General features: G+C 45.5%; 25 protein-coding genes and 1 riboswitch. Of the genes, 17 read left to right on the forward strand and 8 right to left on the reverse strand.

Annotation, left to right across the window (positions count from 1 at the left end; genetic code table 11):
* The first annotated feature begins 40 nt into the window (after nucleotides 1-40).
* From hisZ to rlmN, 10 genes are all read left to right on the forward strand, one after another.
* Nucleotides 41-1,264, forward strand: coding sequence for an ATP phosphoribosyltransferase regulatory subunit (hisZ, locus tag AB1K83_RS03800; RefSeq protein ID WP_413056822.1), 1,224 nt, complete (start codon nucleotides 41-43; stop codon nucleotides 1,262-1,264).
* Nucleotides 1,264-1,899, forward strand: coding sequence for an ATP phosphoribosyltransferase (gene hisG / locus AB1K83_RS03805; RefSeq protein ID WP_413056823.1), 636 nt, complete (start codon nucleotides 1,264-1,266; stop codon nucleotides 1,897-1,899). Before hisZ ends, hisG begins: the two co-directional genes overlap by 1 nt.
* Nucleotides 1,896-3,173, forward strand: coding sequence for a histidinol dehydrogenase (gene hisD, locus AB1K83_RS03810; RefSeq protein ID WP_413056824.1), 1,278 nt, complete (start codon nucleotides 1,896-1,898; stop codon nucleotides 3,171-3,173). The genes hisG and hisD overlap by 4 nt, the downstream gene beginning before the upstream one ends.
* Nucleotides 3,170-3,754 carry an imidazoleglycerol-phosphate dehydratase HisB gene (gene hisB / locus AB1K83_RS03815; RefSeq protein ID WP_413056825.1) on the forward strand — a complete coding sequence of 195 codons (585 nt, stop codon included), beginning with the start codon at nucleotides 3,170-3,172 and terminating at the stop codon, nucleotides 3,752-3,754. Before hisD ends, hisB begins: the two co-directional genes overlap by 4 nt.
* A gap of 30 nt (nucleotides 3,755-3,784) precedes the next feature.
* The gene (gene hisA / locus AB1K83_RS03820; protein ID WP_413056826.1) at nucleotides 3,785-4,498 is read left to right on the forward strand and encodes a 1-(5-phosphoribosyl)-5-[(5-phosphoribosylamino)methylideneamino]imidazole-4-carboxamide isomerase; all 714 of its coding nucleotides are present in this window, start codon (nucleotides 3,785-3,787) and stop codon (nucleotides 4,496-4,498) included.
* The gene (gene hisF, locus AB1K83_RS03825) at nucleotides 4,495-5,259 is read left to right on the forward strand and encodes an imidazole glycerol phosphate synthase subunit HisF (protein WP_413056827.1); all 765 of its coding nucleotides are present in this window, start codon (nucleotides 4,495-4,497) and stop codon (nucleotides 5,257-5,259) included. Before hisA ends, hisF begins: the two co-directional genes overlap by 4 nt.
* Nucleotides 5,256-5,903: a bifunctional phosphoribosyl-AMP cyclohydrolase/phosphoribosyl-ATP diphosphatase HisIE gene (gene hisIE, locus AB1K83_RS03830; protein WP_413057078.1), complete on the forward strand. Its 648-nt coding sequence runs from the start codon at nucleotides 5,256-5,258 to the stop codon at nucleotides 5,901-5,903. Before hisF ends, hisIE begins: the two co-directional genes overlap by 4 nt.
* Nucleotides 5,896-6,951, forward strand: coding sequence for a histidinol-phosphate transaminase (gene hisC / locus AB1K83_RS03835; protein WP_413056828.1), 1,056 nt, complete (start codon nucleotides 5,896-5,898; stop codon nucleotides 6,949-6,951). Before hisIE ends, hisC begins: the two co-directional genes overlap by 8 nt.
* 135 nt (nucleotides 6,952-7,086) lie before the next feature.
* Nucleotides 7,087-7,266 (forward strand): hypothetical protein, encoded by a 180-nt coding sequence (locus tag AB1K83_RS03840; protein ID WP_413056829.1) that lies wholly within the window; start codon nucleotides 7,087-7,089, stop codon nucleotides 7,264-7,266.
* A gap of 92 nt (nucleotides 7,267-7,358) precedes the next feature.
* Entirely contained in the window at nucleotides 7,359-8,423 is a 1,065-nt protein-coding gene (rlmN, locus tag AB1K83_RS03845; protein ID WP_413056830.1) for a 23S rRNA (adenine(2503)-C(2))-methyltransferase RlmN, read from the forward strand.
* Between the two features lie 60 nt (nucleotides 8,424-8,483).
* Here the strand turns inward: rlmN and AB1K83_RS03850 are convergent, their stop codons facing one another.
* From AB1K83_RS03850 to AB1K83_RS03880, 7 genes are all read right to left on the reverse strand, one after another.
* Nucleotides 8,484-8,852: a hypothetical protein gene (locus AB1K83_RS03850; protein ID WP_413056831.1), complete on the reverse strand. Its 369-nt coding sequence runs from the start codon at nucleotides 8,850-8,852 to the stop codon at nucleotides 8,484-8,486.
* A 186-nt stretch (nucleotides 8,853-9,038) separates the two neighbouring features.
* Nucleotides 9,039-9,359, reverse strand: coding sequence for a general stress protein (locus AB1K83_RS03855; RefSeq protein WP_413056832.1), 321 nt, complete (start codon nucleotides 9,357-9,359; stop codon nucleotides 9,039-9,041).
* 87 nt (nucleotides 9,360-9,446) lie between these two features.
* Nucleotides 9,447-9,734 (reverse strand): hypothetical protein, encoded by a 288-nt coding sequence (locus AB1K83_RS03860; protein WP_413056833.1) that lies wholly within the window; start codon nucleotides 9,732-9,734, stop codon nucleotides 9,447-9,449.
* Nucleotides 9,735-9,882: 148 nt separating this feature from the next.
* The gene (locus AB1K83_RS03865) at nucleotides 9,883-10,701 is read right to left on the reverse strand and encodes a DUF2935 domain-containing protein (protein ID WP_413056834.1); all 819 of its coding nucleotides are present in this window, start codon (nucleotides 10,699-10,701) and stop codon (nucleotides 9,883-9,885) included.
* A 25-nt stretch (nucleotides 10,702-10,726) separates the two neighbouring features.
* Nucleotides 10,727-11,308, reverse strand: a complete 582-nt coding sequence (locus AB1K83_RS03870) for an SCO family protein (protein ID WP_413056835.1) — start codon at nucleotides 11,306-11,308, stop codon at nucleotides 10,727-10,729.
* 1 nt (nucleotide 11,309) lies between these two features.
* Nucleotides 11,310-12,728 (reverse strand): sensor histidine kinase, encoded by a 1,419-nt coding sequence (locus AB1K83_RS03875; protein ID WP_413056836.1) that lies wholly within the window; start codon nucleotides 12,726-12,728, stop codon nucleotides 11,310-11,312.
* Entirely contained in the window at nucleotides 12,728-13,402 is a 675-nt protein-coding gene (locus tag AB1K83_RS03880) for a response regulator transcription factor (protein WP_413056837.1), read from the reverse strand. The genes AB1K83_RS03875 and AB1K83_RS03880 overlap by 1 nt, the downstream gene beginning before the upstream one ends.
* Nucleotides 13,403-13,565: 163 nt before the next feature.
* Here AB1K83_RS03880 and AB1K83_RS03885 point away from each other — a divergent pair, with 163 nt between their 5' ends.
* Both AB1K83_RS03885 and AB1K83_RS03890 read left to right on the forward strand, forming a co-directional pair.
* Entirely contained in the window at nucleotides 13,566-14,324 is a 759-nt protein-coding gene (locus AB1K83_RS03885; protein WP_413056838.1) for a FixH family protein, read from the forward strand.
* A gap of 348 nt (nucleotides 14,325-14,672) precedes the next feature.
* Nucleotides 14,673-16,487, forward strand: coding sequence for a methyl-accepting chemotaxis protein (locus AB1K83_RS03890; protein WP_413056839.1), 1,815 nt, complete (start codon nucleotides 14,673-14,675; stop codon nucleotides 16,485-16,487).
* A 51-nt stretch (nucleotides 16,488-16,538) separates the two neighbouring features.
* Here the strand turns inward: AB1K83_RS03890 and AB1K83_RS03895 are convergent, their stop codons facing one another.
* A complete protein-coding gene (locus AB1K83_RS03895) occupies nucleotides 16,539-17,087 on the reverse strand; it encodes a GbsR/MarR family transcriptional regulator (protein ID WP_413056840.1) in 549 nt (182 codons plus the stop codon).
* Nucleotides 17,088-17,283: 196 nt separating this feature from the next.
* On the opposite strand from AB1K83_RS03895, the gene AB1K83_RS03900 reads away from it, so the two are divergent.
* From AB1K83_RS03900 to ribE, 5 genes are all read left to right on the forward strand, one after another.
* Nucleotides 17,284-18,546, forward strand: a complete 1,263-nt coding sequence (locus AB1K83_RS03900) for a quaternary amine ABC transporter ATP-binding protein (protein WP_413056841.1) — start codon at nucleotides 17,284-17,286, stop codon at nucleotides 18,544-18,546.
* Nucleotides 18,539-19,390 carry an ABC transporter permease gene (locus AB1K83_RS03905; RefSeq protein WP_413056842.1) on the forward strand — a complete coding sequence of 284 codons (852 nt, stop codon included), beginning with the start codon at nucleotides 18,539-18,541 and terminating at the stop codon, nucleotides 19,388-19,390. The genes AB1K83_RS03900 and AB1K83_RS03905 overlap by 8 nt, the downstream gene beginning before the upstream one ends.
* A 2-nt stretch (nucleotides 19,391-19,392) precedes the next feature.
* Nucleotides 19,393-20,310, forward strand: a complete 918-nt coding sequence (locus tag AB1K83_RS03910) for a glycine betaine ABC transporter substrate-binding protein (protein WP_413057079.1) — start codon at nucleotides 19,393-19,395, stop codon at nucleotides 20,308-20,310.
* A gap of 543 nt (nucleotides 20,311-20,853) precedes the next feature.
* Nucleotides 20,854-21,001, forward strand: a riboswitch (FMN riboswitch).
* 60 nt (nucleotides 21,002-21,061) lie between these two features.
* Nucleotides 21,062-21,724: a bifunctional diaminohydroxyphosphoribosylaminopyrimidine deaminase/5-amino-6-(5-phosphoribosylamino)uracil reductase RibD gene (locus AB1K83_RS03915; protein ID WP_413056843.1), complete on the forward strand. Its 663-nt coding sequence runs from the start codon at nucleotides 21,062-21,064 to the stop codon at nucleotides 21,722-21,724.
* Nucleotides 21,706-22,356, forward strand: coding sequence for a riboflavin synthase (gene ribE / locus AB1K83_RS03920; protein ID WP_413056844.1), 651 nt, complete (start codon nucleotides 21,706-21,708; stop codon nucleotides 22,354-22,356). Before AB1K83_RS03915 ends, ribE begins: the two co-directional genes overlap by 19 nt.
* Nucleotides 22,357-22,365: the final 9 nt, after the last annotated feature.

Genomic DNA, 22,365 nt, shown 5'->3' on the forward strand with positions numbered 1-22,365 from the left:
AAAGCGATGAAGTGAATTCTGGAAGGTGGTTGGAATGACTATGTATTCCAAATTAATCTCTGATGAACACGAAAAATACGAACAAATCATTGACACGATCAGCAAACGGTTTACCACATATGGCTATAAACGGATTAAAACCTCGGCATTTGAGCAATATGATCTGTATTCCAAAGTGAAAAGTTCCATCAATCAGCTTGAAATGATTAAGGTGATTGATTATACAGGCGAGGTTCTAGTCCTGCGTCCTGACGTTACCATTCCTGTCACGCAGGAATTGGCGCATACGATCGGCAATCTAGCGGATGAACTGCGATACTATTATGTCCAAGAAGTATTCCGCCAGCCATTCGAGCAAAACGAAAAAATCGGCCGCACTCAAGCGGGTATCGAGTATTTCTGCGAAAGTTCGCCTGAAGCCGATGCGGAAGTCATTGCGCTCGCATGCCACACGATGAAAGACTTGGGCTTTGCCAACATTAAGATCGAGATAGGCCATGCAGGTTTTTTTAACGAGCTTATTCGGAATCTTCCGTTGAAATCTCGCCAAATCAGTCAGCTGAAGACGCTGATTCAAGCGAAAAACGTCGTAGAAATCGGACCGTTTGTCAAGAACTTGGATATCGATGAAGCAGTGAAGCAAGCGATTGAACAAATTCCATTCCTTTATGGAAATCCGGCTGATGTCACTGAAAAAGCGAAACGGATTGCCTTGACAAGCGAGATGCAAGATACGCTCGATTATTTAATGGACGTCTACAGTATATTAAAAATGTATGGTTTAGAACAGTATCTCGTTGTTGATCTGGGCCTCATCAACCATATGGATTATTATTCGGGCGTCATTTTCCAAGGATATGTCGGACGGTTAGGGAAACCGGTTTTGATGGGAGGCCGCTACGACCAATTGGGAAATGAATTCGGGGCTACGCTGCCGGCAATCGGATTTGCATGTGAAATCGATTCTTTAGTAAAAGTCGCCACAGATTCGGACTTTGCCTCCAGCTCCCTGATAGATGTCCAAATCGTCTACGAGAAAGAACAGTTGGAGCTGGCTATCCAAATTGCCAACGAGTTGCGTGATCAGTCCATGAAAGTCCTGTCCAAATCGGTGGATATAGGGCAACCTGACAGCCGACTAAGCGCCTATACGGTTTATTTAAAACAAGAGGGCCATGTGTTGCAGGAGGACGATGATCGCATTTCATTTACGAATCTGGAAGAACTGTTGAGGTTACTTGATGGCTTAAAGGGAGTGTCGTAATGGATTATTTAACAGTAGCAATGGCGAAAGGCCGTACAGCGGACCGTGCCATGAAATTTCTGGAGAAAGCGGATGTCCGTTTTTCCGAGTTCACGGATGAAAGCCGGAAATTGGTCATCTTTGACGATGAACAGAATATCAGATTGATCTTCGTCAAGGCGGTGGACGTCCCGACCTATGTAGAAAAAGGGGCGGCCGATGTCGGCATTGTCGGGAAGGATACGATCATGGAAGATCCGCGCGATGTTTACGAGCTACTTGATCTGGGCTTCGGAAAATGCCAATTGGCGGTTGCCGGTTTTCCGGGGAAAGAAATAAAGGGCGTGCCGTTTTTGACAGTCGCTTCAAAATATCCGAATGCGGCGAAAGAGTATTTTGACCGGGTCGGCGTACGCACGGAACTGATTAAATTGAACGGGTCGATCGAGCTGGCCCCATTGATCGGCATGGCGGATGTCATTGTTGATATAGTGGAGACAGGGACGACATTGAAGGAAAACGGATTGGTCGTGCTGGAAGAAATCGCGGATATCAGTGCACGATTGATTGTTAATAAAGCGAGTTACGCAACGAAGACGGAGCGGATCCAACAATTCATCTCCGATTTGAAGATGGGATTGGAGGTTAATTCATGAAGATTGTGTCCTGGCAAGAGTTTGAGGGAGAAAAACGGGATTCCAGCCAACAGGTCGACTTGGAGTTTGACCGGTCCGTCCTCGCCATTATCGACAACGTACGGGAGAATGGAGATCGGGCGTTGCGCGAATATACGGAGCGGTTTGATCGGGTAGAGGTGAAGGACTTCACCGTATCAGAATCCGAGTTTGCGGAAGCTAGGGAGCTTGTAACGGACGAATTCGTTTCGGCTCTTCAGAACGCGAAGCGACGGATTACCGAATACCACGAAGTTCAAAAGGAGCGTTCTTGGTTTATCAATCAAGACAAGGGAATCATGCTTGGCCAGAAAGTGACCCCTTTGGACAGTGTCGGCATTTACGTTCCGGGAGGGAAGGCAGCGTATCCATCGACAGTGTTGATGAATGCCATTCCCGCCAAAATCGCGGGCGTCGGACGCCTCGCCATGGTAACGCCGCCTCAATCGGACGGTACAGTGAATCCGCACGTCTTGGTGGCGGCCGAACTGGCAGGAGTCGATACCGTGTATAAAGTGGGCGGTGCCCAGGCGATTGCAGCTCTCGCCTATGGAACCGAAACCGTTCAAAAAGTGGTGAAAATCACGGGGCCGGGGAATGCGTTTGTTGCCCGGGCGAAAAAATGGGTATTTGGCGATGTGGCGATCGATATGATTGCCGGACCGAGTGAAATCTGCGTCGTCGCGGACGATACGGCCAATCCTGTGTACGTAGCGGCCGATCTATTATCGCAGGCCGAGCATGACGAACGCGCGGCTGCGGTTTGTGTCACGATGAGCCGTTCCTTTGCGGAAGCGTTGGCGAAGGAAGTGGACAGGCAATTGGTCAAGTTGGATCGGGTGGAGATTGCCGGGAAATCGATTGCCGATTACGGCCGCATTGTCCTCGTTGACAATGTGCAGGAAGCATTTGATTTCGTCAATGAACTGGCACCGGAGCATTTGCAGCTTATGATCGAAAACGCGAATGAGCAATTGCCGTATATCCAGCATGCGGGTGCGGTTTTTCTCGGAGATTATTCCCCGGAGGCATTGGGGGATTATATCGCGGGACCAAATCATACTTTGCCGACGAGTGGGACGGCAGCATTTTCATCTCCACTCGGTGTCTATGACTTTATGAAAAAATCAAGCATCATCCACTTCACACAACAAGCTTTTCAAGATGTAGCGGATGATATTATCACATTGGCAACGGCTGAGCAGCTGACAGGCCATGCCAATTCAATACGGGTTCGAAAGGTGGATTCAAGATGAGGCGGAAATCAATTTCACGTCAGACGGCGGAAACATCCATTAAGATGGACTTTGCAATCGATGGTACGGGGGAAACGGAAATTAATACGGGAGTCGGTTTCTTCGACCATATGTTGACTTTATTCACAAAGCACGGACGATTTGATTTGGACGTCAAATGCGACGGCGATATCGAGGTCGATCAGCACCATACAGTCGAGGATATCGGCATCGTTCTTGGTCAGGCGTTTAGCGCAAGCATCGGTACGAAAGAAGGGATTGAGCGCTATGCGCAAGCTTCAGTTCCAATGGATGAAGCATTGTCCACGGTGACATTGGACATTAGCGGTCGCTCCTTCCTCGTCTTCAATGTAGAAGGTATGAAAGACAAAGTCGGCAACTTCGACACGGAATTGGTGGAAGAGTTCTTCCATGCGTTCACAAGCCATGCCAAGGTGACATTACATATCAATTTGGATTATGGAAAAAACACACACCATATTATCGAATCCATTTTCAAAGGATTCGGACGCGCCTTGCGATTGGCCAGTGCCATCAATCCCGATGTAAAAGGGATTCCGTCTACGAAGGGTTTATTATAATAGAGATTATCCGATAAGGAGGAGCCAACCATGATTTTATTTCCAGCAATTGATATCCGAGGCGGGAAGTGTGTCCGTCTGATCCAAGGGGATTATGACCAAGAAGTGATCTATAATGATTCGCCGACAGATATGGCGAAAGAGTGGGAGAGACAAGGGGCCGAATTCATCCACGTCGTCGATCTGGATGGCGCGAAAACCGGGGATTCGTTGAACCGGGAAGCGATCGAGCAAATCGCCAAAGCGGTCCAAGTACCGGTTCAAGTCGGCGGAGGCATTCGCTCGATGGACATCGTAGATTCCCATATCTTGAGCGGAGTAAGCCGAGTCATCATCGGGACTGCTGCTATTCAAGACAAGCAATTTTTGAAAGACGCGGTCGCGAAATACGGATCGAAAATAGCTGTCTCCATTGATGCACGTAATGGGTATGTTGCAACAGACGGCTGGACGGAAACAAGTGGAGTGAAGGCGGTCAATCTGCTGGAGGAGCTTGTTGAAATCGGCGTGGAAACAATCGTATACACAGATATTGCGAAAGACGGAATGCTGCAAGGCCCTAACTTCCAAGAGTTGGAGCTCATGAACAACGCATCCAGCATTGACGTCATCGCTTCAGGTGGGGTGTCAACGGAAGAGGACATCCGGAAGCTCCGCGAATTGAATATGTACGGTGCCATTATCGGAAAGGCTTTATATGAAGGCAAGCTATCCTTGGAGAAAGTACTGGAGGAGTCCAAATGACAACGACGAAGAAGATTCTCCCATGTCTAGACGTCGATAATCGTAAAGTTGTAAAAGGGAAGAAGTTCTTGGACGTACAAGAAGTGGCCGATCCGCTTACATTGGCGAAGAAATATGTGGCGGATGGTGCAGATGAGCTTGTATTCTATGATATTTCCGCATCCACGAAAGGTCGAGGCATGTTCTTGGATTTAATAGAGGAAATTGCGAAAGAAGTGCCAGTGCCGTTTATCGTAGGCGGTGGCATCCGCACCATCGAAGACGTCGAAAAGATTTTGAGCATCGGCGGCGATAAAGTGTCCATTAATAGCGCAGCGCTGAAAGATCCATCCATTATTGAAGAAGCGGCGAAGAAATTCGGCTCGGAGTGCGTCATACTGTCGATGGATGTCAGCGAAGTCGGCCCGTCCAAATGGAATGTGTTCGCAAAAGCCGGCATGGAGGACACGGGCATTGATGCGATCGAATGGGCGAAAAAAGGGGAGCAACTCGGCGCGGGGGCACTCGTTGTCAACTGTATCGACCAGGATGGTGTGAAGGATGGCTATAACCTGGAGTTGAATCGGGCGATGGCGGAAGCAGTCCATATTCCCATTGTCGCAAGTGGAGGCGCCGGGAAACCGGAACATTTCCGGGATGTATTCACAGAAGGGAAAGCCGACGTGGCATTGGCGGCTTCCGTTTTCCACTATGGCGATATCCATATCCGAAATCTGAAAAACTACTTGGCTGAACAAAATATACCCGTTAGGAATGACTGATTATGAGTATCGATTTAAAATCCCTGAAATTTGATGAAAATGGATTGATTCCGGCGATCGTACAGGACGACCAAACGGGAAACGTCCTCATGCTGGCTTATATGAATCAAGAAGCATTGCAAAAAACGCTGGAAACGAAAGAAACTTGGTTTTACAGCAGATCGAGACAAGAGCTGTGGAACAAAGGGGCCACTTCGGGTAATAAACAAACCGTGAAACGGATTTCGATAGATTGCGATCAAGATACGATCCTCTTGCAAGTCAATCCGCAAGGGCCTGCTTGCCACACCGGCGAAACGACTTGCTTCTATACAAAGATATTCGAAGAAGAAGCGTCCATCCGGGAAGTGGTCCAAGAAGTGGCAGAGGAAATCCGCGTGCGGAAAGACAATCCGGTGGAAGGTTCCTACACGACGTATCTATTCCGTGAAGGGCTCGATAAAGTGTTGAAAAAAGTAGGGGAAGAGTCCACGGAAGTCGTCATCGGAGCGAAGAACCACGACAAGGAAGAAGTGACAAACGAGCTTGCCGATTTGGTCTATCATTCTCTTGTCATGATGGAAATCTTGGACGTGACAATTGAAGATGTGAAGACGGTTTTGCGAAAACGACGTCCGAGAAAAGAGGTATTGCGCCATGACTAAATTTTGGAGCAGCATGGTGCGGCGGACGGAACCTTACGTTCCAGGCGAGCAGATCAATCAAAAGGACATCATCAAGCTGAATACGAATGAGAATCCGTATCCACCTAGTCCGAAAGTGCAAGCTGCAATTCAGGCGGAAATGCAGCAGACCTTGCAATTGTATCCATCGCCGACAGCCGACGGACTTCGGGAAGCCATTGCGAAGCACAACGGAATCTCAAAAGACGAAGTGTTTGTCGGGAACGGTTCGGATGAGGTGTTGGCCTTTTCGTTCATGGCTTTCTTTGAACCCGGAAAGGCAATCCGCTTTCCGGACATATCGTATAGTTTTTACCCGGTCTATGCGAAAATATTCGATATTTCCTATGAAGAAATTTCGGTGAATGAAGACTTTTCATTGCCGGTCGAGCAGTTTTATCAAGCGGAGGGCGGTGTTATATTACCGAATCCGAATGCACCGACCAGCTTGTATGCCGAATTGGAGGACATTGAACAAATCGTCAAAAACAATCCCGATCAAGTAGTGATCATCGATGAAGCGTATATCGACTTTGCGGCGACATCTGCGGTCGAATTGATTCGGAAATATGACAATTTACTTGTCGTTCAAACGACATCCAAATCCCGTTCATTGGCCGGGCTACGTGTCGGGTTTGCAATGGGGAACCCGTCCCTGATTGAAGCGCTCATCCGGATTAAGGATTCATTCAACTCCTACACGGTCGACCGGTTGGCGATGGTCGGAGCGACTGCGGCTTTTGAGGATGAGCCATATTTCGAAGAAACGGTCGGAAAAATCATCGGTACCCGGAAAAAAACGATCCAGGCACTGGAACAACTCGGATTCGCCGTCTTGCCATCCCAGGCGAACTTCGTCTTCGCGCAGCATCGAATCGTTACCGCTGAAACACTATACAACCAATTGAAAGAAAACGGAATCCTCGTCCGCTATTTCAATAAACCGAGAATTGACAATTATCTACGCATCACGATTGGCACTGATAAGCAGATGGATAAGCTGTTGGAAGCTTTGAAGCAGATCATCTGAATAGTTCCCTTTGGAAAACCTCAGCCAGGCATGTTGCCTGGCTGTTTGCGTGGACAGATTTTGGTAATTCGATGTCGGATGAGAGGAGAACCTGCTATACTATACAAATTGAACAAATGATATGGAGGCAGAGACTTGAAGTTATCTAGAGTGGTCGATGTGTTGTTAATCTTATTTGTAGGATATTTAGCAATTATACGCTTCAAGGAAGGCATGACAGGAATCGGCATTATGTTTACAGCACTGGCATTCGTCTACCTAGTTACATTCATTGTAAGGATCAAAAATGAGAGAGAGAAAACTGATAACAAGTAATTGGCTGACATTGCTGCGCAAATAGTTGTTCCCTTTTTCAATTTGTTGTAGTATAATATTTGAATTGCAATTTTCGAAATGAGGAATAACGAATGAAAAAATCGATATATGGATTGACGCTCGACCAATTGACCGAGTGGCTTGTGGAGCAAGGGCAAAAGAAGTTCCGGGCAGCACAAGTTTGGGACTGGCTCTATAAAAAACGCGTCACCGAATTTGCCGATATGAAAAATATCAACAAAGAGTGTGTTGAACTCTTAGACGCGAATTTTGTCATCCAAACATTGGAGCAATCCGTCAAACAAGAATCTGCGGATGGCACGATCAAGTTCCTGTTTAAAATGCAGGATGGCAACCTGATTGAAACGGTTTTGATGACTTTTCCTTATGGCTATTCCGTTTGCGTAACAACCCAGGTCGGTTGTAACATCGGATGCAGCTTTTGTGCAAGTGGATTATTGAAAAAGAATCGTGATTTGAATGCGGGAGAAATCGTGGAACAAATCATGAAAGTCCAACAGCATCTTGACTCGAAAGGGAATGATGAACGAGTCAGCCATATCGTAGTAATGGGAATCGGTGAGCCGTTCGATAATTATACGAATTTGATGAATTTCCTGCGTGTGGTGAATGACCAAAAAGGACTTTCCATCGGAGCACGTCATATTACCGTCTCGACAAGCGGTCTGACTCCGAAAATCAGGGAATTCGCGAATGAAAACATCCAGATCAATCTGGCTGTCTCGCTTCACGCCCCGAATAATGACTTGCGGACACGGATCATGAAAATCAATAAAGCGTATCCGATTGAAAAACTGATGGAATCAATCGATTATTATTTGGAAACGACGAATCGGCGAATCACTTTTGAATACATTTTATTACAGGACGTCAATGATCATGTCGCAGAGGCACAGCAGTTGGCAAAATTGCTGGAAAACAAACGACATCTCTCTTATGTGAACTTGATTCCATATAATCCGGTGGATGAGCATGGGCAATATAAGCGGAGTACACCGGAAGCGATTAAGACATTTTATGAAACGTTGAAAAAGAAAGGTATCAACTGCGGCGTACGATGGGAGCAAGGTACAGACATCGATGCCGCGTGCGGTCAATTAAGAAGTAAACAAATTAAGAAAAACGCTGCGAAATAATCACAAGCGCCCGGAGTTGGAAAAAGCGGACAAGCCCTTCTGAATTGGGCTGTCCGCTTTTTATTTTTCCTGCCGCATGAAAATTAGACCGAATTGAACAAGAAGTGCCAGTCCAAAACCGAACGAAGTGATAATGAATAAATCCAATATCCCGATGGACTCGTAAAAATCTCCCGAGCCCATTAGGAAGCTGCGGAAAAACTGAAGAAATCCAAGAACTAACGCCACCATAAAAATCCGGAATGCAACCGTTAGCTTATAAAATAGCATGACACTGGCCAAAATCCCGACCGTCAAGCTGAAGATGCCGAATGTAGCATAGTTCTTCCATATCAGGGCATGACCACCAATTGTCCGAACGCCTAAAATGAGTAGAACAAAAGAAGTCAATGCCGTAAATAAACCGATTTTCCATAATCTGCTGTCCATTCATAACCCCCACTTTCCCTTTCTATCATACTGAAAACCGAGGAGATTTGCGAGTTGTCTCAAAAACGGGGGAGTTGGACGATTCTAGGAGTGTGCATAACATTTGTGGTGCGCTCATAATCCACTGTTGAGCTCATAATTCCCATCAAAAAAAGGCTCCCTTATGGGGAAGCCTTGCATTTAACATTATTTTTTAGCAATCAACACAAGCTTGCCTTGGTCCAGTTCTTTTTCCGCGTCCGCCGCTTCTTGTTCAGTCAAGCCTACCGCTTCCATTTTGCTGCGCAGCTCGTCACCACGGGAAGAGAACATATTTTTCATGCTATCCAGGAAGCCTTGTTCCGACATGCCCACGTTTTCAGTGTCCAACGCGTCTGTAATATGATCGGCTCTTTTTTTATCGTGGGCAAAAATATAGATATCGTCGTGTGTGTATCCTTGCGTCACCAAGTTTTCAATTTCTTTCTTTGCTTGCACTGCATTTTCCACAGTATGTTTGACAGTCATGTAAAAATCCCTCCATTGGTAGTTGCTTATTTCATGTATACCAACAAATGATTGGATTTAAACAAGTGGACCTTCAATAAGTCGTAGTCAATTGAGTTTTATTTGTTGGAAAAGTTGGATGAACTCGGATGGATCTTCTACTACGGTAAATGTGAAAACACCTTGGATCGTATGGAGATAAAACAAACCGGTGCCTCCCGAAAAAGGGCGGTATGACAAATCCAACACATCCTGTAATCGATATGTGTTTTTTCCTGTTGCAATAGCATGACGATATAGAATGACATGATGACTGGAACGGATGAACGTTTGCTCGTGCCAGACGGTTTTTCGGTCAACTAAAGTATATTCGATTTTGCATAGGATTGGATCCATAATGTCCCTCCGGATGATAAGATACAGTAGGTGTTCTTAAAGGTCCACTATATCGAATTCACAGGAATTTATCCAGGCATAGCCATTTCACTCTTCTGAAAGAAAAAATCCACCCAACTGGTCGCTGAGTGGAGACGGTACGTTCCTATTATTGAGCAGTAAGCATGGCTTCGAAAGCATCGATAATATGAAGGAAATGTTCCGCTTCGCGGAATACATGGTCGGCGAGTAATGGATGAATGATACTTTTAATCCGACATTCTTCAATCAGCTCACGTGCGGTCTTCTTGAAATCCCGTAATGAGACAACGGACACTCGGTTTTGATCAAGGAATTGATCCAAAAGAGGGACCGTTTCAGATTGTGGCCGCATGGAATCCAAATCTTGTGCTTGGAAAAGCAGTTGGTCAAAGTCATGGCTGAATTCACGTGCCTGATCGACCAGTTTCCGTTCGGAAGGATCTAACAGATGACCTATGAATTTGGAGTGGTCGGCCATGATCCGCAAGAAAAAGACATTCTCTTTAATAATCGCTTCAGGCAGCGGCTTGAGTTTTCCTTGGTTCAATTCCTTCAGGCGTTTGGCAAAATAGGCAGCCTCTCTGCTTATATGATCCAACAGCAACGGGAAGTTATTCGAGACGAGTTCACACCGTAACGTCAGTCCAAGAACTTTCCGTTTATAAGCCCAAATCGAGACGGCAGCCTGATATACCTGGATATTAAATCGCCGGATCACTTCAGGATCCGTTCTTTCATCAAACCCTGCAGCCTGTTGTTCAATTTCTTCAAAGAGCGCGATGAACTGCCTTGCCTCCTGAATTAGCATCGTATCATCCGCTGTAAATCCAATGCTGAGAAAGAAAGCGTGTTCCTTCATGATTCTTGACCAAAACCGGATTTCTTCCAATGAACGAGTCACAAAGGTAGGAATTTTAGTCACTCCTAAATTAGTTTTTGATCTCATTCATTCTATTTGAAAAGGGAATCACTTATGAATCGAAACGCAACAAACGTTTAATGTCTTTTTGAATATCTTCGCGATAGGATTCATCAGCAAAATTATATTCCGCCATCAAAAACCCGTTTTGGTCGATTAAATAAAAATTGGTTCCATGGATGACTTGATCCGAGGTCTTCGGCTTCTGGACAATCGTCTGAAACTGTTCCATCGCAAACGTTTCGATGTCTTTTTGGGAGTAGCCGGACAATAAATGCCAATTCGATTCGTCTTCTGTGAAATGCTGGATATACTTCTTTAGTACTTCGGGAGTATCCACATCGGGATCGACTGTAAAGGTAACGAATTTCACATCTAGTCCTTTTTCTTTCGCTTCAGCTTGCAAGGTTGCCATCTCCATCGTCATCGGAGGGCAGACCGTTTCGCAATTGGTAAAGATGAAATCCGCAATCCAGATATGCCCTTCAAGTTCTTTAGTGCCAAACGATTGTCCATCTTGATCTGTGAATGAAAAAGAGACAAGTTCTCTGCCGGGAGACATGTCTGAACCGCAAGCTGCAACGAGCAGAAGGGTGGAAAGAAATATTAGAGCTTTCAGCGACCGTTTTCTCATCTCAACTCACACCTTCCTCATCAGTTTGTATATAAGGCAAGCGGATCGTGACGGTCGTACCTCTTTCGGAATCGCTCACAATGTGAAAGGAGCCTCCGTGTACACGAACAATCTCTTTTACAATGGAAAGGCCCAAACCGGTTCCACCAGTGGTCCGGTTCCTCGCTTTATCTGTTCGGAAGAAACGTTCACCAATCCTTCTAATATCCTCGTCGTCAATAAAAGTTCCTTCGTTTGTCACCTGGAAAACCGCATTCTCAGCTTCTTCCTGCAATTCGATGAAGATAGTTCCACCCTGAACCGAGTATTTGATGGCATTATCGATCGTATTGTAAAACACTTGCTGTAGCCGCTTTGGATCGCCTGATATAATAAGCTCTTCCTCTACATGAGAGGAAAGCTTCAAGTGTTTATCGGAGAGATGGATCTTGAACAAATCCAAAGTATCGTACAATAATTGGGCAACTGCAATCGGTTGCCATTCAAGGGAATACAGATCTTGTTGCAAATGATTGAGGTCAGCCAAATCGTAAATTAATTTGTTCAGTCTCTCTGTCTCTTTTTCGATGGTCTGCAAATAACTTGCTGCTTCTTCCGGAGAGGAATAAATCTTTTCTTTCAATGCATGGGTATAGCCGGAGATGTACGTCAATGGGGTCCGCAGTTCGTGCACGATATTCGAAGTAAACTCCTTTTTCCGCTCTTCTTGCTGCTCCAAAGACAAGCTCATCGTATTGAATGCTTTCGTCAATTGCCCCACTTCATCATCCCGCTCCGTCTCAATCCGGTTGGAATAATTCCCTTGGGACACCTCGTAGGAAAGCTTCTGTAAATCCTGTAACGGCCTAAAAAGGGAACGCCATGCCTGGTTAACAACGAGGAATAGGATAAAGAAAAACAAGGAACCGACAATGATGAGCAGGGGAATGCTTTCCCGGAATACGTCTTGGATTGCGGCAAGCGGCACGTAAATATAGATGAAACCGATGAGGCCGCTTGCTCCTTTAATCGGAAAAATCGCGCCCAAGATGTCCCGGTTCAGCTCTTCTACATGGCCTCTCTTCGTGACATAGGCTCCCTTTTCCAATTGAGCACGATCTTGCTCATCGACAAGTGTTTCATAATTGATTTTATAGGGAAAATAAGAAGATAGCTCTTCCAAGTTATCAACCACAATAACTTCATATTCCGAGACTATGTTATACCATTGAATCTTTTCAATGATCTCATCATTTAATTTCCCATAATGATAATGGGACGCTGTCCGCTTCCCTTGATAAATGATTGATTCCTCAATACTATTTAAATAGAGTTCCGAATAAAGATAATGGATGAAAAAAAAGGAAAATAGAATCGTGAATCCGATGCTTGTCAAAAGGACGATCAATATCTTCTTGCTTAATGTCAACTGTTTCATCATCACACCTCAAACTTATAACCGACTCCCCAAACCGTTTCGATCATGTCTCCGTCTTTCCCCATTTTCAGGCGCAACGTTTTAATATGGGTATCCACGGTCCGTTCACTGCTTTGGTGTTCATCGCCCCAGACAAGTTGCAGCAATTGTTCCCTTGAGTAGACACGCCCCTTGTTTTTCACCAAGAGGCGTAGAACCCCGAACTCTTTAAGGGTCAATGATAGAGGACTCCCGTTCAATGTGACCGTATGGGATGTATGGTCAATTACAAGCGGACCTGCCCGCAAAACTTCTTCATCCTGTTGCTGTCGATATGTCCGGCGTAAGACGGACTCGATACGCGCCAGCAATTCTCCCGGAAGGAAAGGCTTGACGATATAATCATCTCCTCCTAATTTGAGACCTTGGATTTTATCCCATTCCTCGCCTTTGGCAGATAAGAAAATAAGCGGAATGGAGGAAGTCCGCTTCACTTCCTTGGCGAACGTGAAGCCATCCATATAAGGCATCATGACATCCACGATGCATAAATGTGGTTCTTCTTCTTCGATGAGGTGTAATGCCTGGATGCCATCAGCGGCTTCGAGGACTGCATAGCCTTCTTTTTCAAGGAAGGTCCGGATCAGTTTTCTCATTTGCTCTTCATCGTCTATAATTAAGATTGTCGTTTGTTTCATTTGCCATACCTCGTTTCAGTTACGCTCTTTTACTTTTAGTTTCTAATAAATTTGTGAAGACTATATGAAATTCCAATTCTTCACCAATATTTCGCAATCATTTTATATAATCATACTGAAGTTACGGAGTTACGTGAAGAAAAAAGACATGGGAGGAATTGGTTTGAAACGTATTGTTAGATGGTTGCTAATAGGGGCGACGATAGCGATATTGGCTGCTTGCGGGAAAAATGAGGAACCGGAAGTAAGCACCGAACCGGAAGAGATCTTGCCGCTGGAAGTCGCGCTGACGGTGACGGAGCAAGTGGAAGTCGGTGAAACGGTGAAGATGGAAGCGCTCGTGACGCAAGGGGATGAAAAAGTCGAAGATGCGGATAAAGTAGTTTTTGAAGTATGGGAAGAAGGCAAAAAAGAGGATAGTGTCATGATGGATTCAATGAATGCGAAAGAGGGCTTGTATACTGCGGAAACGACATTCGACCATGACGGCCTATTCCACATCCAAGTCCACGTGGATGCAAGAGGTATGCATACGATGCCGAAGAAAGAGGTAACGGTCGGTGATGGAGGCCATCATGGGGATGCTCATGACGACCAAGAAGGGAATCATGGACATGGTCATTCGAATGGTTTTTCCATGCACTTCACAAAACCTGAAGCTGTCAATGTGAATGAAGGACAAAATTTGATGGTCCATCTCCAAATGGATAATGCGCCGTTAGAACAAGCGAGAGTGCGTTATGAAATTTGGAATGGATCGAATGAAAACAAAAAAGAGTGGGTGGAAGCGGAGGAGTCCAAAGCGGGAGAATACGTTGCAACGCATACATTTGCAGAGCCAGGCACCTTTCATGTCCAAATCCATGTGGAGAATGAAGATGGATTGCATGAACATGAAGACTACAAATTTGAAGTGAAATAAAACGGAAGCCTTCTGACCTATGTGTCAGGAGGTTTTTTGATGCTAAGGAAATTATAAAATTTTGACCTGAGCATAACCTTCTAAGCCAGCGTATTTACGTCTAGGCTCCGGGCGCCAGCCCCTCGAGTCGCTTCGGTCTTTCAATAAAGGCAAAAAACGCCTTTATCTGAAAGCCCTCCAGCGCTTGTCGGGGCTAAGAGGGCGCCCTGCGCTTTTGTTCTTCTAGTAAAAATAGAACCTCTTTCCCAAGCATTTCCAAAACTATATCATTTCTTTACCTTTCCTTTACATTGGCTCAATAATCCTGTTCTAAAATTAAGTATATCTTCCTGGAGGGTGGTCATTGGATTGGGAAAATGGTTGCGGAAATACAAGGGGAGACAGGTCGTTCGGTTAAAAAGATTGCCGGCCGTCAAAATGACGGAATGGTCTTTCAAAAGTCGACTCATGATGGCAATCTCCTCAATTTTACTTGTGTCGACGATATGTATCGGTTTTGTTACGTATCAGAAATCGAAGGAAAGTACAATTGATCTTGTCTCCACCCGCTTGGAAAGGGAGGTCCACATTATTAATGATTTGGCAAAAACCTTGATGCTCGTTCATGTTGGGAATCGCGAGCAATTCATGAGAGAGCTGGAAACGGTCGTCAAACGCCAGCATGTTTCCTTGATCCAATCCGGTTACCATCCGGATATGTTTTATTTGGAAGAAAGCAAGCTGATACCGTTTTCCACTAGTAAAAACAGGGACCTGCTTGTCGACCATTCTGTTTTGAAAAAAATCAGAGAGGATCGCAAGGGCGTGCTCCACGAAACAATCCAAGGTGAGCCTTATACCATCAGTTTTTTTGAAATTCAAGAATTAGGCGGGGCATATATCATCGCCATACCGGACCAGGATTATTTGGCTGCTACGCAGAAAATGGCTATTTTCATCCTTCTGACGATTGTTATTTCATTACTGATCGCCATACTGCTAGTCAGCTTGATCATCCGGAAATTGACAAAACCGATGATCCAACTGCAACAGAAGATGCGGTTTGTGAGGGAAGGGGATTTGCGTGTTGAATTGACCTCCGAGTCCACTATTCCTGAAATCCGTTCATTGAATAAAAGCTTTCATATGATGATCGTAAGCATGTCGCAGATGTTGGCCGAAGTGAAAGAAACGAGTACAAAGCTTTTGACAACGGGAGAACAGTTACAAGAGAACTCCGCTGTTCTTTTGGATAAAAATAATCTTGTGCAAGACATTGTCTCAGAGTTAGGTACAGTTGCGAAAGAGACGGTAGCGGTATCTACTCAGCAACAGCAGGCATTTTTACATATGAAGGAATCATTAGATGGCATGTTTCAAGAAATGACAGACGTGTCCCGATTATCGTCCAGCACAGAACAGATCGCCACTATGGGGGAAATATCGGTAGGTGAGGCTGCCCATTCAATGCAGCTCTTTTTTGACAGCATGCGGCAAGTCGTTCAAACAATAGAAGAACTCCAAGAGAAATGCAAATCAATTGATCAAATCGTCAACTTGATTGGGCATCTGACAGAACAAACACGAATGCTTGCGTTAAATGCCAAAATTGAAGCGACACGTGCGGGCAAAGCAGGGGCCGGATTTTTAGTCGTGGCCAATGAAGTGCAAAGATTGGCGGAACAATCGAATGACGCAACCGAAACAATCAAAGCATTGCTCAGCGGAATGGAACAAAGCGTCCATGCTTCCGCTACGAATGTGGACAAGATGCAAGAAAATGGAACGGTTTTGCAACGTGTCACTAATGAGAATGGGCAACAATTCAAAGGGGCGGCGGTGCATATACGCTCTTTAAATGAAAAGCTTTTAATCATGTCCGATCATTTGCATTCTTTGGAAACGGCAGTTCCGCTACTTGAAAATACAACGGTCCGACTGGAACATGTTTCAATAAAAAATGAAGAAATCTCCATACGTATGATGCATTCCTTCATAGAACAACATGAAGCAATGGTGGAGGTGGAGCAGACGGGGCGGGATCTATCTATATCGTCGGATACACTCCGCACCCATGCGGAGCGATTTAAAGTTTACGAAGATACCCAAAGCAGCCAAGACAATAATAAGGATGATACTGCAATCCCTCTTGTAAACTTCCCTGTGTCTGCTGAGGTGGTGTAAAGGAGATGGATAGAAAAAAGCGGCAGACAAGTTAAACTTGTCTACCGTTTTTTACTGTTTATTGGAATCTGTCTCGATCGGAACAAGATCGAAAATTTCATGATCTTCAAACGCATCAACAAGCCGATCAAGCCACTCATAGTAATCCCGCATATATTCAAGCTTCTCTATATCTCTCTCTACGATACCCCGCAATTCGGAGTCGATTGATTCGTCTTGTACCAGCTCTCTCAATTCCTTTAATGACCGCCTGACCGCCACGGAATGAAGTGAAATGGACCTTCTCCATTTAATGGAGAATAGGTCGATGAAGCTTTGATACCAATCATCTTTCACTTGGTAGAGGTCTTTGCGGACTCCCCGTTTCCAAGCACGTTCGACTAATTTTAAATCGGAAAGGGCTCGTACGGAAGTGCTCATGCTCGTTTTGCTCATGCCTAGTTTTTCGGTCATTTCATCTAAAGTCAGAGGTTCATCGTGAAAGAACATCGTTCCGTATTGTCTACCGGCAGATGGAGTCAGACCGTAGAGATGGATGTTTTCTGCGATGGCTTCAATAATCCGTTCCCGGACTTTATCAAGTTTTTCCCTACCGTCCATAAATCTGCTTACCTCCATTGTATTTACTGCCATATAGCGTAGTATAGATTCCCAAAAAAATCAATTTTTATTTATTCTAGTTCGTACAGTTTTTTCCGTACAAACGATTTGAATAGAACTTACGGTTGTTTTTCAAAATGATTACATTTATAATTAGAAAGGTTACTAGCTTTTTAAATTAATAAGGAGTGTACCAATGAGTGAAACAGATGAAGTGAAAAAGATTCAGGTTGTGAACATAACCAAGATATTTGGCAAAAACACAAAACGGGCAGCCCGTATGCTGAAAGAGAAAAAAACCAAACAAGAAATTTTACAAGCGACCGGTGCTACAGTCGGGGTCAATCATGCGTCTTTTGATATCTACGATGGAGAAATATTCGTCATCATGGGGTTATCCGGAAGCGGAAAGTCCACACTTGTCCGGATGTTGAACCGGCTCATCGATCCGACCATGGGTGAAATCCTGTTGGACGGCAAAGATATCGTCAAGATGAATAAAGAGCAACTCCGGGAAGTGAGACGAAATAAAATTGGCATGGTGTTTCAAAACTTTGCGCTCTTTCCCCATAAAACAATCCTCGAAAATACAGAGTATGGTTTAGAAATCAAAGGGGTTTCCAAAGAGGAACGCCGAGAGAAAGCGATAGAATCATTGCGACTTGTCGGCCTTGCAGGATATGAAGATCAATACCCAAAACAGTTGAGTGGCGGGATGCAGCAGCGGGTAGGTCTCGCAAGGGCTCTTGCCAACGGACCGGATATTTTATTGATGGATGAGGCATTCAGTGCACTCGATCCATTGATCCGCAGAGATATGCAGGATGAATTGCTGCAGCTTCACCATGAAATGGGCAAAACAATCATTTTCATCACCCATGATCTCGATGAGGCGCTCCGGATCGGAGACCGCATTGCATTGATGAAGGACGGGGAAGTGGTCCAAGTTGGGACTCCGGAAGAAATTTTAATGAGTCCATCCAATGAATACGTGGAACGTTTTGTAGAAGATGTCGACTTGTCCAAAGTGTTAACTGCAGGTCATATTATGAAAAAAGCGGATACTGTTCAAATTGATCGGGGACCTCGGGTTGCGTTGCGCCTGATGAAGCGTCTTCGCATTTCATCTATTTATGTCGTCGATTCCGCAAACCGGCTGTTGGGTGCTGTCACGGCGCAAGACGCAGGGCAAGCGATCGAAGCGGGAAAAACTTTGGAAGATGTCTTAATTACGGATTTCCCGATGATCCCGGCGGATATGGTTTTGACAGACCTGTTTGATCTTGTATCAACGGCGGTCATCCCTGTTGCCGTCATTGATGATAGCAGGAAATTACAAGGGATTATCATTCGTGGTGCACTGATTGGCGCATTATCAGGTGACAATCAGTTTATCAATAATAATGGAACAATCGATTCGGAAGAGCAGATCAGCGGGGAGGTGACTTCGAATGAATGAATTATTACCTCGATTGCCATTTGCGGCTTGGATTGATGAAGGTATTGATTGGCTCGTCTCGACATTCGGTACTGTGTTTGATGGTGTATCCGGTTTCTTGGCGGGGATTGTGGAAGGGTCAGTAGAATGGCTGAATATGGTGCCATCGATTCTGCTCGCTGTTCTATTCTCCTTGCTGGCGTGGTTTTTATCGACACGCCGTATCGCGATTTTCACCTTGATCGGCTTGTTGTTTATCGATTATCTAGGTTACTGGTATCCGATGTTGCAAATGTTGGCACTTGTGTTGACATCCGTTTTCTTTGCACTCGTAATCGGTATCCCGATTGGTATTTGGGGCTCTCAAAAGGCTGCAGTCCGCAATGTGGTGAATCCGATTTTGGACTTGATGCAGACCATGCCGGCATTCGTTTATCTATTGCCAGCAATCTTCTTTTTCAACATTGGCGTCGTGCCGGGCGTGGTGGCTTCGGTCATTTTCTCGATGCCTCCGACGATCCGTCTGACGATGTTAGGCATCGAACAAGTGCCGAAAGATTTGATTGAAGCGACAGAAGCTTATGGATCCACTACGTGGCAACGCTTGAGCAAAGTGCAAATCCCGCTGGCCAAACCGACCATCATGGCGGGGGTCAATCAAAGCATCATGCTTTCCTTATCCATGGTTGTCATCGCTTCCATGGTCGGTGCACCAGGGCTCGGAGAGGAAGTGTACCGGGCCGTAACACAATTGAAAACAGGTGTCGGTTTTGAAACAGGGTTATCCATTGTAATCGTAGCGATCATTTTGGATCGGATCACCCAACATGCAGGTAAGAAAAAAAGAGGGGGACTAACAGAATGACATTGACGAAAAAGATATTAGGAGTAGGGACGGCGGCGCTTCTGGCGCTTGGTCTGGCAGCTTGTGGAGGCAGTGACGACAAAGGGAATAACGAGTCCGGCAGTGAACCGGCTAATAAAACCGAAGGATCGGTAGGCGAATCCGTAAAATATAAAATCACGGGTATCGACCCAGGAGCCGGCATTATGCAGGCAACGGAGCAAGCTATCGAGGAATACGAGTTGAATAACTGGGATGTGACAACTGGTTCGGGGGCGGCTATGACTGCTGCGCTGAAAAAAGCGTATGATAAAGAAGAGCCGATTATTGTGACGGGCTGGACACCACACTGGAAATTTGCGAAGTTCGATCTGAAATATCTTGAAGATCCAAAAGGTGTATACGGCGGAGAAGAACAAATTCGCACGATCGCTCGTACTGGTTTGAAAGAGGATCTTCCGGAAGCTTACCAAATCCTCTCCAACTTCAAATGGACCGAGGAAGATATGGGAGATGTCATGGTAGCAATCCAAGACGGTGAAAAAGAAGAACAAGCTGCCCAAAATTGGATTGATGAAAATTCGGATAAAGTAGCGGAATGGACAGAAGGCGTCGATAAAGTGGACGGCGATAAAATCAATCTGGCCTACGTTGCATGGGATAGTGAAATTGCGAGCCATAACGTTATGAAATTAGTTCTCGAAGACATGGGCTATAACGTCACATTGACACAAGTCGAAGCGGGTCCACTCTGGACAGCTGTTTCCGATGGCAGTGCGGACGCATCTTTAGCGGCATGGTTGCCGGTCACGCATAAAACCTATGCGGATAAATTCGAGGGTAAATTCGAGGAGCTCGGCGTCAACATGGAAGGCGTCAAAATTGGTTTGGTTGTACCGACATATATGGACATTGACTCCATTGAAGATTTAAAAGAATAATTTTAGTGTGACCCGGACTGCTTTGAGCAGTCCGGGTTTTTGGATATCGGGAAATATTTTATAGGGAGAAAGTCTCGGTTTGCAAGCAGTTGGTGGGAAACTGCAAGTAACTAGATGTGAAGTACAAGCAAATAAGTGTCGGATGCAAGCAACCGGATGTCGAGTGCAAGGAAACTCCCGATGGATTGAAAAGGGAGACAAGGAAACGGGGCAGAACGGATTACTTTGTTGTGAGAATAGTCCCGAATTGGGAATGAAACTTCGAAAGTGACGGATAAGGGAACTAAAGTGACGGATAAAATTGTGAACTTGAAGGATAAGTTCTTACATGGGCATGTTTGTAATAGATGCTTGTCAGTTATCTTTCTAAGAGGCAAGTTTGTCCAAAGATATGCCAGTTTCCCAGGAGGTGTACCAGTCCCAAAATAAATTTCATTTGCTCGCCAGCTTTAAATTTTAAGGACTAGCCCTTTTCCACCATTTCTTATTTGGATTTTGATTAACGAAAGCGAATATGATACCTTTAACAATGTACATACAATTCAAACGCTTCGGGGCAAGGTGAAATTCCTTACCGGCGGTGATCGAGCAATGGCTCGTCAGTCCGTGACCCGTCCTTCCTCCTCGGAAGGCGGTGGAGCTGGTGAAACTCCGGCACCGACAGTGACAGTCTGGATGGGAGAAGCGATTTGGTTGGCGTACAATGCCCGATCCGCTCTGCCCTTTTCATCAAATGAAAGGGGGAATGCTTATGGATCCGGAAAATTATATGAAACTTGCTCTTGACTGCACGCGGACCACAGAGGGTCACTCCTCTCCTAATCCGCTTGTTGGTAATGCTGCGCTGGAGTTTTGGCCTCAAACAGGAACAACGCGACCTTGCGTCGATCTGTTCATCCAAAGCGGAGTCCGTCGTGTCTTTATCGCATCCATCCATCCGAGTTCTGCTGTATATGGAACAGGAATCGGGCTTCTTCGGGATGCCGCGATCGAAGTGGTCACCGGAATAGTAGAAGAGGCAGAGCAGTTGAACAGGGCATTTTTTCACTACATTAATTACGGAAAACCATACGTCACCTTGAAAGTAGCCGTCACCCTCGATGGCCGACTTTCGACGCAGACCGGGGATAGCAAATGGATACGATCGGCCGCTTCACGAACCGATGTCCATCACCTCTGCTATACCCATGTTGCTATTTCGGGCGATGTAGAAACCGTACTTCATAATTACCCTTTCCTCACCACCCGTTTGCCCCATGGTGGAAAGAATCCAACTCATTTTGTTTTAAATCGGCATCTCAGGACGCCGGAGACAGCCCAAGTCGTTAGAGATGGTGCTGTTCAAACCATTCAGTTGACACCGGACTCCCGATTACGAAAGGAGGGGACTGTTCCGTGTTCACAGGAATTGTAGAAGAGATCGGCACGGTGTCTTCGATTCAACAAGGGCCGAATTCATTGAAACTGGCAATCCGTTGCGAAAAAGTGCTGGAAGACGTCAACAAAGGCGATAGCATTGCGGTTAATGGAGTCTGTCTGACGGTTTCGGATTTTTCAGCCAACCAATTTACGGCGGATGTCATGCCGGAAACCGTGAAAGCGACGACCCTTTATACGCTTCGTACGGGAAGCCGTGTGAATCTGGAACGTGCGATGGCTGCCAATGGCCGGTTCGGAGGTCATTTTGTTAGCGGCCATGTGGACGGGACTGGCGAAATCATCAGTATTCGAAAACACGACAATGCAGTTTATTTTGAAATTAGCATCGCTCCTGAACTGTCGTCCTATTTGATTCCAAAAGGTTCAATAACCGTGGATGGGACCTCGTTGACCATCTTCGGTGTGACGGAAAAAGGATTCATCATTTCGCTCATCCCGGTTACACAGGAAGACTCCATCGTCGGTGGAAAAAAAGTGGGCGAAAAAGTGAATGTCGAATGTGACATGCTCGCAAAATATATGGAAAAGCTATTGGCAAAAAAAGAGGAGAAATCCGTCGGTGGTTTGACAATGGAAACATTAGCCGCAAACGGTTTTCTTGATTAAAGGAGGGCT

This window comes from Sporosarcina sp. 179-K 3D1 HS (genome assembly GCF_047228905.1).
Classification (GTDB): domain Bacteria; phylum Bacillota; class Bacilli; order Bacillales_A; family Planococcaceae; genus Sporosarcina.